Here is a 12,659-nt window from a genome sequence, read left to right as displayed (position 1 = left end):
AAAGCCTTTTTCCATGAAGGCATTTTCATTGTAGAGTCGTGTTAATCTATGTTAAAATTTACAATAGTTTTCTGTTTAGTTTTCTGTTGAATGAGATGAGGAGGCTTGGGATGAATCGAATACTTCGATACTTTCTTTTATATGGGTTGATTTTCCTTGCAATTATGGGGATTTTCAGTTCGCTAAATAATCCAAATCCGAAGATGAAACCGATTCGGTATGACGAATTTGTCAAGGCACTGGAGCAGGGAAAAGTTGAAAACGCTACTTTTCAGCCGTTACAGCTCGTGTTTGAAGTAAAAGGGGAAATGGAAGGCTACGAAAAAGGAGAAACATTCGTAACCAACATTCCGAGTAATGATATGGACGGTATTAAAGAGATCGCTAATACCACAAAGACTGAAATAGAGATCCTGAAGCCGGCTGAAACCAGCGCGTGGGTATCCTTCTTCACAGGACTTGTGCCATTTATCATCATTATTATTCTTTTCTTCTTCCTATTGAATCAGTCACAAGGCGGCGGTGGCGGCCGAGTGATGAACTTCGGAAAGAGTAAAGCGAAACTGCAGACCGACGATCGAAAGAAAGTACGTTTTAATGACGTAGCAGGTGCAGATGAAGAAAAAGCTGAGCTTGAAGAAGTCGTGGACTTCTTGAAAGATGCCAGCAAGTTTGTGGAATTGGGTGCACGGATTCCCAAGGGTATTTTGCTTGTGGGACCTCCGGGTACAGGGAAAACATTGCTTGCGCGTGCGGTTGCAGGCGAATCAGGCGTGCCGTTCTTCTCGATTTCAGGTTCTGATTTCGTTGAGATGTTTGTAGGTGTCGGTGCTTCCCGAGTTCGTGATTTGTTTGAGAATGCCAAGAAAAATGCACCTTGTATTATCTTTATTGATGAAATTGACGCAGTTGGACGTCAGCGTGGAGCCGGCTTAGGCGGCGGTCATGATGAGCGTGAGCAAACATTGAACCAGTTGCTGGTCGAAATGGATGGATTTGAAGGAAACGAAGGAATTATTATCGTTGCCGCGACAAACCGTCCGGATATTTTGGACCCGGCACTTCTTCGTCCGGGACGCTTTGACCGTCAAATTACGGTTGGCCGTCCGGATGTAAAAGGAAGAGAAGCTGTATTGAAAGTTCATGCACGCAATAAACCGCTTGATGATACCGTCGATATGAAAGCTCTTGCCCAGCGTACTCCAGGATTCTCTGGTGCGGATCTTGAGAACTTATTGAACGAAGCTGCTCTTGTGGCGGCGAGAAGAGATAAGACGAAGATCGATATGTCTGATATTGATGAAGCGACGGATCGTGTCATTGCCGGTCCGGCGAAGACAACGCGTGTCATCTCGAAGAAAGAACGAAACATCGTTGCATTCCACGAAGCGGGCCACGTGGTTGTGGGGTTAATGCTCGATGACGCGGAAATCGTCCATAAAGTAACCATTGTTCCTCGCGGGCAGGCCGGCGGATACGCAGTCATGCTTCCGAAAGAAGATCGTTACTTCATGACAAAACCTGAGCTTCTCGATAAAATTGCGGGTCTTTTAGGCGGACGTGTAGCGGAAGAAATCGTGCTCGGTGAAGTATCGACCGGGGCGCATAATGACTTCCAGCGTGCTACTGGCATCGCGCGTTCGATGGTGACAGAATACGGGATGAGCGATAAGCTCGGACCGATGCAGTTCGGACAGACGCAGGGCGGCCAGGTATTCCTTGGACGTGACTTCAACTCCGAGCAGAACTATTCTGAAACGATTGCATACGAAATTGATTCTGAAATGCAAGTAATCATTAAAGAACAATATGAACGCACAAGACAAATCTTGACGGAAAAAAGGGATTTGCTTGATCTGATCGCTACGACTTTATTGGAAGTCGAAACGCTTGATGCAGAACAAATCAATCACTTGAAAGACCATGGCGTCTTGCCTGAAAGGTCATACGAAAATAATAACGGCAAGAAAGAAGCGAAAGAGTCTGATAAGGAGACTCCGAAACTTGCTGAAACGCCGGAAAATGATTCGGATGAAACACCTAATGCAAATCCGGACGTAACGGGTGCTCCGCAAGATCCGTCTACTGGAGATTTGCCGCGTGAAGGCGGAACGGGCAGCAAAACGCTCCCTTCCATTGATGAGGAACGCAGAGATTAAGCGTAACAACAGCCGACTGTATATAGCAGTCGGCTGTTTTCTTATGACAGGTTTTATTTTCGGGGCAGCGAATTCCGTGATGAAATACACCAATCATCAGCGTGTATAAACGATGATTGTTTATGGTATGATGTGTGGGAAAAGTCAGAGCAAGAGAGGAAAGCGACTATGCTGTTAGTATTAGATACGGGCAATACCAATATTGTTTTAGGTGTATATGAAGGAGACGTATTAAAGCATCACTGGCGGATGGAAACGTATCGCCATAAGACGGAAGATGAATACGCAATGCAAGTTAAAGCGATGTTCCAGCACGTCGGTCTGTCATTCAAAGACATTACAGGGATCATTATTTCTTCTGTAGTCCCGCCTGTCATGTTTCCGTTAGAACAGATGTGCAAAAAATATTTCAATCAGAAACCGATGATTGTAGGTCCCGGTGTAAAGACGGGCTTAAATATTAAGTATGAAAACCCCCGGGAAGTCGGAGCCGACCGCATCGTGAATGCAGTCGCTGCTATCCGTGATTATGGAAGCCCACTTATTATTGTTGATTTCGGTACCGCCACAACGTACTGCTTTGTCAATGAACATGGTGAATATATGGGAGGTGCCATTGCTCCCGGAATTAAAATCTCGATGGAAGCATTGTTTGACCGTGCATCCAAATTGCCGCGTGTAGAACTGACACGTCCGGAACATGTAGTAGGTAAAAACACAGTGGCGGCTATGCAGGCGGGCATTGTATTCGGCTATGTAGGACAGGTCGAGGGCATCGTCAACCGGATGAAAGCAGAAAGCAATCTGGAGCCGACCGTCATTGCGACAGGCGGAATGGCAGAACTGATATCTACAGAAACAAAAATCATTGATGTAGTGGATAACTTTTTGACACTTAAAGGGCTGCATCTCATATATGAAAGAAATCTGTAATAGGAGTGAAGAACATGTCAACAGATTATTTAGTAAAGGCGCTTGCATTTGATGGAGTGATCCGGGCATATGCAGTGCGTTCTACAGATACAGTAGGAGAAGTTCAGCAGCGTCATCAGATGTGGCCGACTGCAACAGCGGCACTTGGCCGTACGATTTCGGCATCTGTCATGATGGGTGCGATGCTGAAAGGTGATAACAAACTGACTGTCAAAATTCAAGGCAACGGTCCGCTTGGTCCAATTGTGGTGGATGCCAATGCTCACGGCGAAGTGCGCGGCTATGCCACGAATCCGCAGACGCATGTTCCGCTAAATGAAAAAGGCAAATTAGACGTGCGCGGAGTTGTCGGTACTGAAGGAACACTTTCAATTGTCAAAGATCTAGGGTTGAAGGATTATTTCACGGGGCAGGTTCCGATTATTTCCGGGGAAATAGCAGAAGACTTCACGCAGTATCTTGTGGTCTCTGAACAAGTGCCTTCCGCTGTAGCGCTGGGTGTGCTGGTGAATCCGGATAACACGGTGAAAGCTTCGGGAGGTTTTATCATTCAGGTAATGCCGGGTGCTACGGATGAAACTATTTCACTTCTGGAAGATAAGATTGCAAATATGTCTCCGATATCTGCACTGATTGATCAGGGTCTTACTCCTGAAGGAATCCTTGCGGAAGTATTAGGCAAGGAAAATGTAGAGTTCTTGGATAAAGTAGATGTGAAATTTGACTGTGAGTGTTCGAAGGAGCGTTTTGGCGATGCGATAACCGGCCTTGGCGCTGCAGAGATTCAAGCGATGATTGACGAAGATCACGGCGCTGAAGCACAATGTCATTTCTGCCTGGAAAGATATCAGTATTCGGAGCAAGAGCTGAAGGGGTATATCGATGAGATTCAATCGGCCGACTGAGCCTGTTCCGGCTCCTCAAAAAAAGAGGCTGAAGACAAAACCCTTCATCGCGTTATTAGGTATACTTTTTGCAATGAATGTTTTTTGGTTGTTTCATTGGCTGTTAACGGATCGTTCTCCTGCTGCAGATACAGAAGAAGTGGCTTCTGTAGCGGGTGAGCCGATCACCAGAGCGGAATGGATGTCGGCGATGGAGCAGCAGGTAGGCAGGGAAGTTCTCGAAGATTTGGTGAATCACCGGGTGATGAGTGCTGCCGCTGATGAATATGGCATTAAAGTATCGGATAAAGAAATTGATCTGGAGCTTGCGCTCATTACATCGGTTGATGGCCAGCAGCATTCGGGACTTGATACGGAACAAACGAGGAATCAAATTCGCAGTGAGCTAATTTTGGAGAAAGTGCTGACGAAAGATGTAGTGATTAAGGAAAGCGCTGTCAAAAAGTATTTTGAGCAAAATGAGGTGTTCTTTCATGTGCTGCCTGCCTATCGCACATCGGTCATTATTTCCTCTACCGAAAAGGAAGCAAAGCAAGTAACCGATGAACTGAAGGATGGTTCTGCATTTTCTGCACTCGCGAAAGAGCGGTCTGTTGATCTCTCTTCAGGTAATTTGGGCGGGGATCTGGGGTACGTGAACGCACAAACCGAAGATGTCGATCCGCAAGTGGTCAAGACGGCGGAAAGCCTGAAGACTGGCGAAGTGAGCAAGCCGGTTGCGTTGAAGGATGGAACTTATGCGGTTGTCACTGTTCTCGAAACGATTAAAGAACGCGATTTCACTTATAAAGAAGTAAAAGACCATATTAAACGTCAGCTGGCTTTGGAACAGCTGCCTGAATCGATAAGTCCGGAAGCCTTCTGGAAAGAGTTTGATGCAGAATGGTTTTACGGCAAAAAGTAATAGGTTGATAGCCGATTGAAACTCTCTGAATAATTTAATTGACAAGTGAAAACTAAGATAGTATGATTAAAACAATAAAACATATCAACCTACTAGGGATTAGGAGTGGATCATTTATGAGTAAAGTCGGAAATTCAGTAATTGATTTAGTCGGCAACACGCCTCTCGTCAAATTAAATCGTTTAGCAGGTGCAGAGGACGCAGACGTTTATTTGAAATTAGAGTACTTTAATCCGGGTTCGAGTGTTAAAGACCGAATCGCACTGGCGATGATTGAAGCAGCTGAAAAAGACGGCAGCTTGAAGGAAGACAGCACAATCATCGAGCCGACAAGCGGCAACACAGGAATCGGCCTTGCGATGATTGCGGCAGCCAAAGGATACAAGGCTGTCCTTGTAATGCCGGATACGATGAGCTTGGAGCGCCGCAATCTGCTTCGTGCATACGGAGCAGAATTGGTATTGACTCCCGGCGCTGAAGGTATGAAAGGTGCAATTGCAAAAGCGGAAGAACTGTCAAAGCAAAATGGCTGGTTCCTTCCACAGCAATTCAACAACGAATCAAATCCGGAAGTGCACCGCTTAACAACGGGACCTGAGATCGCAGATGCGCTCGACCGTGTGGATGCATTCATTTCTGGAATTGGAACAGGCGGTACGATTACAGGAGCCGGCGGCGTTTTGAAAGAGCGTTTCCCGGAAATTCAGATTGTAGCTGTCGAGCCCGAAGATTCAGCTGTACTTTCTGGAGGAAAACCGGGACCGCATAAGATTCAAGGTATCGGAGCAGGTTTCGTTCCAGAAGTGCTGGATACAGATATTTACGATGAAATCATTCAAATCTCGAATGACGATGCATATGATTACGCACGCCGCGCTGCACGCGAAGAAGGAATTCTGGGCGGCGTATCGTCAGGGGCTGCCATTGCAGCTGCACTGCAAGTCGCAAAGAGACTGGGCAAAGGGAAAAAGGTAGTGGCGATCATCCCGTCCAACGGTGAGCGCTACTTGAGTACACCACTCTACCAATTTGATGAAGAATAATCCGGAGAGCGCTCATTTGCGCTCTTTTTTTATTCCAGCAGCTAAAACCTCTACACTTTCGTCAGACTATAAGAATCTGTATAATTAAAAATAAGTGAGTTGCATAACGAGGAGGATGGCTGTGAAGAAGTGGGGTATGTTGATTTCAGTTTTGATTATCATCGGTATGATCACGATTGTTATCATAACAAGACAAGAAATTAAGAAAGAAACCGGCGGGATTCCGGGATATGAAAGTGCCATGATGAAAGATATGTCAAAAGATGAGCTGGCAGACGTGCCGGAAGAATGGCGGGTTGCTGAAGGTGATGACAGCGGAACAGGTGATGTGAGTGAAACGACCGGTCTGGCAAGAGGAGATCTTGCGCCGGACTTTGAATTGACCACGCTTGCCGGGGAGACGGTCAAGCTGTCTGATTACCGCGGAAAGAAAGTCATGCTGAACTTTTGGGGGTCGTGGTGTCCGCCTTGCCGCATAGAAATGCCGCATATGCAAACTTATTATAATGAATACAAAGAGTCGTCAAATATGGAAATACTGGCAGTGAATATGACGAAGAAAGAAGTCAAGAAGGAAGAGAGCGCGAAGGAGTTTGTTGAAGAATACGGCCTGACCTTTCCAATTTTATTGGATGTAGACGGCGAGGTGGTGGAGACCTACCGGGTAAAAGCATATCCGACGACATATATTCTGAACACAGAAGGAGTCATCACGGATATCGTAGTGTCCGGCATAGACGATAAATTCCTGAAGAAAATCATTGATGAAAGTAAATAAATATAAACACGAATGCAGGGGGAAACATCATGGAGACAGCAGCCTACACATCCGTTTCAATGACGAGAGACGAATTCTTTTATTCCTATAAACAACTGGCAGCAAAGAAAGAGCGCCACATTTTATTGGAGAGCGGACGCGGCGGAGAGATGTGCATTGCGGGAATAGATCCGATTGCGACTGCGAAGGCAGTGTCGGAGGGTCTGCATATAGAATGGAAGGATGGTACGGAAGAATTGCGTAAAGGGGAAGATCCGCTTACGCTTCTTCATGAATTTATTTCGCGGTATGAATTGCGGATGGATGAAGAGCTGCCTGCTTTCCAGGGCGGCGCAATCGGAATGATCAGCTATGATTATGTCAGACGTTATGAAACACTGCCTGCTCTGGCAGATGAAGACTTGCTGACACCGGATATTTACTTCTATGTATTTGACCGCTGGGCTGTGCTCGATGTGAATACGGAAACAGCCTACTTTATGGCGCTGCCTGATGCCGGAGTTTCATTGGCGGGTATGGAATTGGAATGGCTGGAAGCTGCGAAATTGGCTGCCCGACAGTTTTCGGCAGGAAAAGCTGCAGATGTTTCGGTATCAGAAGAAGAGTTGGAAGTCTCCGTAACAGGCGGGCAATTTGAAGAGATGGTACGTGATGTGCAGCGATTTATCGAACTGGGTGATGTGGTGCAGGTGAATCTTTCTGTCCGCCAATCAAAGCCGCTCCGCGCGACATCTCTGTCAATGTATGAAGCGTTGCGTTCGTTCAATCCGTCACCATATATGGCTTATATGGCCGCTCCTGATTTTGAAGTGGTGTCGGGTTCGCCTGAACTGCTGTTGAAAAAGCGGGGGGGCGAACTGAGCACCCGGCCGATTGGCGGGACTAGAAAACGGGGAACGACTGAAGCGGAAGATGCTGGCTTGCAGGAGGAATTAGTATCGGACACGAAGGAAAAGGGCGAGCATAAGATGCTGGTTGATCTTGAGTGCAAGGACTTTGAACAAATCTGTTTACCCGGAACGGTAGAGGTCGATGAATTCATGGTCGTGGAAAAATACTCGCATGTCATGCATCTTGTCTCAAATGTCCGTGGAACAGCTGCAACGGAAGATGTCGGAACGATTATCCGCGGTGTATTCCCCGGCGGTTCAATCACGGGGGATCCGAAGCTGCGGACGATGGAGATTATTGAACAATTGGAACCAACGCGAAGAGGATTGTATACAGGCTCAATGGGCTGGATCGGTTTCAACCGCGATATGGAGCTGAACATCACAATCCGCACTGCATTTATTCAGGATGGGATGGTTCATATTCAGGCGGGGGCAGGATTAGTGCCTGATTCGGTGCCGGCAGCGGAATACGAAGAATCGCTCAATAAGGCAAAAGCATTATGGCAGGCGAAAGAGATGGCCGAACAGGCAATGGGTCAGCTGCATTGATTTGTTGGATGAACGGAGAGCTGAAGCAGTCTGATGAATTGCGTATTTCGCCTTTTGACCACGGATTTCTGTACGGACTTGGATTTTTCGAGACATTCCGTACGTATAATGGGACTATCTTTTTATTTGATCTTCATATGCAGCGGCTGCGGACGGCGCTTGCGGAATACCGCATCAATATGTCGTATACAGACAGTGAAATCAAACAGGCAGTTTATTTGTTATATGTGCAGAATGGCTGTGAAGATGGTTATTTCAGGTTGAATGTGTCAGCGGGAGTGCATGATATTGGACTGGCTCCCATGGATTACGAAAAACCCAACGTGCTGATTTTTCAAAAACCTTTAGTGTTGCCGCCTGCCCATACTGAAAAAGACGGAGTATGGCTGCAGACGAAACGCAGTGAACCGGAAAGTTCACAGCGGCATAAATCACACCAGTATGCGAATAATGTGAAGGGAAGACTTGAATTATCTTCACTGCAGAAGCTGGAAGGTCTTTTTGTAACGAAAGAAGGTTTCGTTGCGGAAGGAATTACGTCCAATATCTTCTGGGTAAAGCAAGGAGTGCTTTACACGCCTTCATTGGAAACGGGTATTTTGCCGGGGACTACTCGGGCGTTTGTGCTGGAGTTAGTTGATGAGCTCGGTATTGCTTCAGAGGAAGGATTTTTTCTGCCGCAGGAGCTGGATTCGGCAGAAGAAATGTTCGTTACGAATGCAATTCAGGAAATCGTGCCAATTCGAAGTGCGGGAAGCAACGAATACCTAGGCAATAGAGGGCCTGTTTATCAACGATTACATACCAGCTATCAACAAGCCGTCAACCGAATGAAAGTGAGTGACCAGTAATGAAGTTAGAGAAGGCGAAGACGTCATACCAATTTGGTAAGACGACGATGAATTTTGCTGAGGAAACAGTCATCATGGGGATTTTGAATGTAACGCCTGATTCATTTTCGGATGGCGGGAAGTTTGGCCGACAAGACCCCGCGCTCCGTCATGCACAGCAAATGTTGATGGACGGCGCAAAGATCATTGATATCGGAGGGGAATCAACACGTCCCGGATATACGCCTGTTTCATTGGAAGAAGAACTGGAGCGGGTTGTGCCGGTTGTCGAGCTGCTGACAAAAGAGCTCGGCTGCGTCATTTCCGTCGATACTTCCAAAGCAGCGGTAGCCGAAGCGGCTGTTCAGGCTGGGGCGAGTATCATCAATGATGTGTGGGGAGCGAAGCGCGAACCGGCGATTGCAGAAGTGGCGGCGCGCTATAATGTGCCGATTATTTTGATGCATAACCGGGATAATAGAGATTACCAGCTGCCGTTCATGAATGCGGTTGTGCAAGATTTGCAGGAAAGTGTGGAGATTGCGAGAGCGGCAGGAGTTCGGGATGAGATGATCTGGCTGGACCCGGGTATCGGTTTTGCGAAAGATCTAGAGCAGAATATCTTGGCGATGCAGGGGCTTCCGGCGATTGCGGATCTCGGCTATCCGGTGCTGCTCGGCACTTCCCGCAAAGGAATGATCGGGAAAGTGCTCGATGTGCCGGTTGAAGAGCGAATGGAAGGCACCGGTGCGACGGTATGTTACGGAATCGAACACGGCTGCCATATTATGCGAGTTCATGACGTAAAGGAAATTGCGAGGATGGTCAGAATGATGGATATACTGACGAAAAAGACTGCGTTCACTATGTAAGCACTCAAAGGGGAGATTTCATGGATTATATTCATTTGAATGATATGGAGTTTTATGGCTATCATGGAGCGCTGCCGGAAGAAAACAAGTTGGGGCAGCGTTTTCGGCTGACAGTTTCATTGGCGGTGGAACTGGCGGATGCAGGGCAGACTGATGATTTATCGAAAACAGTCAACTATGCGGAAGTATATGAGATGTGCAAAAACATCGTGGAGGGGGAAGCTGTGCGGCTGATTGAAACGGTTGCGGAAACAGTTGCAGGAACAATCATGACGGATTTTGCCGAAAAAGTGAACGGGGTGCGTGTGGTACTGGTAAAACCTGATCCTCCGATTCATGGCCATTACGCATCTGTCGCTGTCGAAATCAAAAGGGGGCGCTATGCGTGAAGACTGCCTATCTGTCGCTGGGATCAAATATCGGCAACCGGCTGGATCATTTGAGGCAGGCAGTACGCTTGCTGCATGATCATCCTGCAATTACGGTGAGGAAAGTGTCATCAGTATACGAAACGGAGCCGCTTGGATTGACCGAGCAAGCGAAGTTTTTAAATATCGCTCTGGAATTAGTGACTTCATTGGAAGCAGCAGAGTTACTGCGTGCCTGTCAGTCGATTGAAAACAAACTCGGCAGAATGCGGAAAATCCGCTGGGGACCGCGGACGGTTGATTTGGATATTTTGCTTTATAACGAAGACAGCATACAAACTGAGGATTTAATTGTTCCTCATTTGCGCATGCAGGAACGTGCATTCGTGCTTGTCCCGCTCATTGAAATTAATTCGGAAGTGAAGCATCCCTCTACAGGTGCGCTTTATCGCGAAGAACCGGCTATGAGGGAAGAGGGAGTCATCCTCTGGAAACAGATTCAAAACGCCGGGGAGTTCTTGCAGCAGGATTGAGCTTGCCGGCTGTATAACGATAAAACTGCTCTTTAATAGGGCAGTTTTTTCTATGGAATCAAACTGGATAACCATTTGGACTTTTGTTAGGCGGGTAATTTGTGTACAATAGTTGCAGACGGCTGGATCTGAGAAGAAGATGAGCCAAAGTATAAGGAGTGAAAGGGAATGTCCAATTTGGATGAAATGAATGATCAGCTTTTGGTGAGACGCCAAAAGATGAATGATATACGAGAAGGCGGTTTAGATCCGTTTGGCCAGCGTTTTGAGCGTACTCACCTGACAAATGAAATTCGTTCGGCTTATGAAGAGCAATCGAAGGAAGAGCTTGAAGAAACTGAGCATGAAGTGACGATTGCAGGCCGGATTATGACGAAGCGCGGTAAAGGAAAAGCTGGTTTTGCGCATATTCAGGATCTAGGCGGACAGATTCAAATTTACGTACGCCAGGATGCAATCGGTGAAGATGCGTATAAATTGTTTACATTGGCGGATTTAGGCGACATTGTCGGTATTCAGGGTGTAATTTTTAAAACAAAAGTAGGAGAGCTTTCTATTAAAGCGACGAACTTTACGTTCCTGACGAAATCACTTCGTCCGCTGCCCGAGAAATTCCACGGCCTGCAAGACGTTGAACAGCGCTATCGCCAACGTTACCTGGACTTGATTTCAACGGAAGGAAGTAAAGAGACATTCATCATGCGCAGCCGGATTATCCAATCTATGCGTCATTACCTGGATGGACAAGGCTTTCTGGAAGTTGAAACACCAATGCTGCATTCGATTGCCGGGGGGGCCGCGGCACGCCCGTTTGTTACTCACCATAATACATTGGACATGACACTCTATATGCGTATTGCAATTGAACTTCATTTGAAACGCCTGATTGTTGGCGGCTTGGAGAAAGTCTATGAGATCGGACGTGTATTCCGTAATGAAGGAATGTCTACTCGACATAATCCCGAGTTTACGATGATTGAGTTATATGAAGCATACGCAGATTATAACGACATTATGGAACTGACGGAAAACCTGGTTGCACATATTGCGCAAGAGGTTCTCGGCACAACGACCATTCAATACGGCGAAGACCAGATTGATTTGGCACCGCGGTGGAAGAGACTTCATATGGCAGATGCAGTAAAAGAATATACAGGAGTAGACTTCTGGCAGCAGCTGACAAGAGAGCAGGCGCACGAACTTGCGAAGGAACATAATGTTCAAGTAACTCCTTCAATGGAAGCAGGCCACGTATTGAATGAATTCTTCGAGCAAAAAGTTGAAGAAGAGCTTGTGCAGCCGACATTCATCTACGGGCATCCTGTAGAAGTGTCGCCACTTGCTAAGAAGAATCCTGAAGATCCGCGCTATACGGACCGGTTTGAGTTGTTTATCGTTCGCCGTGAACACGCAAATGCTTTCACTGAGCTGAATGATCCAATCGATCAGCGCCAACGCTTTGAAGCGCAGCTAGTAGAGAAAGAGCAAGGCAATGATGAAGCGCATGAAATGGATGAAGATTTCATTGAAGCGCTTGAATACGGCTTGCCGCCTACCGGCGGACTCGGTATCGGTATCGACCGTCTCGTCATGCTATTAACAAATTCTCAATCAATCCGTGACGTTCTGCTTTTCCCGCAGATGCGTTCTAAAGACTGATCTGAACAGCTCTGACTGCAAATGTCGGAGCTGTTTTATTATGTTCAATGATGAAATATCGAGAAAATATAAAAGTAATTCAAATTAGGCTTGCATTATAAAAAGAACGATGGTATATTAATAAGCGTCGCATTTGCAAGACAGCTACTCAGCTGAAAAAACACTTTAAAAGAAATTAAACAAAAGTGTTGACAACAATACAGCGATTTGGTATTATTAAAAAGTTGCCTCTT

At 46.6% G+C, this 12,659-nt stretch carries 12 protein-coding genes; all 12 read left to right on the top strand.

Annotated elements, in window-relative coordinates; all coding sequences use genetic code 11:
• Positions 1-110 precede the first annotated feature (110 nt).
• Complete coding sequence (gene ftsH / locus GDZ68_RS15635) at positions 111-2,159, top strand: ATP-dependent zinc metalloprotease FtsH (RefSeq protein WP_153723245.1); 2,049 nt, start codon at positions 111-113, stop codon at positions 2,157-2,159.
• A 168-nt stretch (positions 2,160-2,327) separates the two neighbouring features.
• Positions 2,328-3,092: a type III pantothenate kinase gene (locus GDZ68_RS15630; protein WP_153723244.1), complete on the top strand. Its 765-nt coding sequence runs from the start codon at positions 2,328-2,330 to the stop codon at positions 3,090-3,092.
• A gap of 14 nt (positions 3,093-3,106) precedes the next feature.
• Entirely contained in the window at positions 3,107-3,997 is an 891-nt protein-coding gene (hslO, locus tag GDZ68_RS15625) for an Hsp33 family molecular chaperone HslO (RefSeq protein ID WP_153723243.1), read from the top strand.
• Positions 3,975-4,901: a peptidylprolyl isomerase gene (locus GDZ68_RS15620; protein WP_153723242.1), complete on the top strand. Its 927-nt coding sequence runs from the start codon at positions 3,975-3,977 to the stop codon at positions 4,899-4,901. The genes hslO and GDZ68_RS15620 overlap by 23 nt, the downstream gene beginning before the upstream one ends.
• A 116-nt stretch (positions 4,902-5,017) precedes the next feature.
• A complete protein-coding gene (gene cysK, locus GDZ68_RS15615) occupies positions 5,018-5,944 on the top strand; it encodes a cysteine synthase A (RefSeq protein WP_153723241.1) in 927 nt (308 codons plus the stop codon).
• A 121-nt stretch (positions 5,945-6,065) separates the two neighbouring features.
• Positions 6,066-6,722 (top strand): peroxiredoxin family protein, encoded by a 657-nt coding sequence (locus GDZ68_RS15610; RefSeq protein ID WP_194841202.1) that lies wholly within the window; start codon positions 6,066-6,068, stop codon positions 6,720-6,722.
• A 29-nt stretch (positions 6,723-6,751) separates the two neighbouring features.
• Positions 6,752-8,164 carry an anthranilate synthase component I family protein gene (locus GDZ68_RS15605; RefSeq protein WP_153723239.1) on the top strand — a complete coding sequence of 471 codons (1,413 nt, stop codon included), beginning with the start codon at positions 6,752-6,754 and terminating at the stop codon, positions 8,162-8,164.
• Entirely contained in the window at positions 8,116-9,015 is a 900-nt protein-coding gene (gene pabC, locus GDZ68_RS15600; protein ID WP_408020125.1) for an aminodeoxychorismate lyase, read from the top strand. The genes GDZ68_RS15605 and pabC overlap by 49 nt, the downstream gene beginning before the upstream one ends.
• Positions 9,015-9,866 carry a dihydropteroate synthase gene (folP, locus tag GDZ68_RS15595; protein ID WP_153723238.1) on the top strand — a complete coding sequence of 284 codons (852 nt, stop codon included), beginning with the start codon at positions 9,015-9,017 and terminating at the stop codon, positions 9,864-9,866. The genes pabC and folP overlap by 1 nt, the downstream gene beginning before the upstream one ends.
• Positions 9,867-9,886: 20 nt before the next feature.
• A complete protein-coding gene (folB, locus tag GDZ68_RS15590) occupies positions 9,887-10,255 on the top strand; it encodes a dihydroneopterin aldolase (RefSeq protein ID WP_153723237.1) in 369 nt (122 codons plus the stop codon).
• Positions 10,252-10,767, top strand: a complete 516-nt coding sequence (gene folK / locus GDZ68_RS15585) for a 2-amino-4-hydroxy-6-hydroxymethyldihydropteridine diphosphokinase (protein ID WP_228551134.1) — start codon at positions 10,252-10,254, stop codon at positions 10,765-10,767. The genes folB and folK overlap by 4 nt, the downstream gene beginning before the upstream one ends.
• Positions 10,768-10,935: 168 nt before the next feature.
• Positions 10,936-12,426, top strand: coding sequence for a lysine--tRNA ligase (lysS, locus tag GDZ68_RS15580; RefSeq protein WP_153723236.1), 1,491 nt, complete (start codon positions 10,936-10,938; stop codon positions 12,424-12,426).
• Positions 12,427-12,659 lie beyond the last annotated feature (233 nt).

Source organism: Sporosarcina cascadiensis (assembly GCF_009650995.1).
Classification (GTDB): Bacteria; Bacillota; Bacilli; order Bacillales_A; family Planococcaceae; genus Sporosarcina; species Sporosarcina cascadiensis.
This window is presented reverse-complemented; position numbering and strand designations above follow the sequence as displayed.

Bases quoted from the DNA above. Each gene is read 5' to 3' on its own strand.
- folB (WP_153723237.1), top strand. From the start codon at position 9,887: ATGGATTATATTCATTTGAATGATATGGAGTTTTATGGCTATCATGGA.
- lysS (WP_153723236.1), top strand. From the start codon at position 10,936: ATGTCCAATTTGGATGAAATGAATGATCAGCTTTTGGTGAGACGCCAA.
- GDZ68_RS15605 (WP_153723239.1), top strand. From the start codon at position 6,752: ATGGAGACAGCAGCCTACACATCCGTTTCAATGACGAGAGACGAATTC.
- hslO (WP_153723243.1), top strand. From the start codon at position 3,107: ATGTCAACAGATTATTTAGTAAAGGCGCTTGCATTTGATGGAGTGATC.
- folP (WP_153723238.1), top strand. From the start codon at position 9,015: ATGAAGTTAGAGAAGGCGAAGACGTCATACCAATTTGGTAAGACGACG.
- cysK (WP_153723241.1), top strand. From the start codon at position 5,018: ATGAGTAAAGTCGGAAATTCAGTAATTGATTTAGTCGGCAACACGCCT.
- ftsH (WP_153723245.1), top strand. From the start codon at position 111: ATGAATCGAATACTTCGATACTTTCTTTTATATGGGTTGATTTTCCTT.
- GDZ68_RS15630 (WP_153723244.1), top strand. From the start codon at position 2,328: ATGCTGTTAGTATTAGATACGGGCAATACCAATATTGTTTTAGGTGTA.
- pabC (WP_408020125.1), top strand. From the start codon at position 8,116: ATGGCAGGCGAAAGAGATGGCCGAACAGGCAATGGGTCAGCTGCATTG.
- GDZ68_RS15620 (WP_153723242.1), top strand. From the start codon at position 3,975: ATGAGATTCAATCGGCCGACTGAGCCTGTTCCGGCTCCTCAAAAAAAG.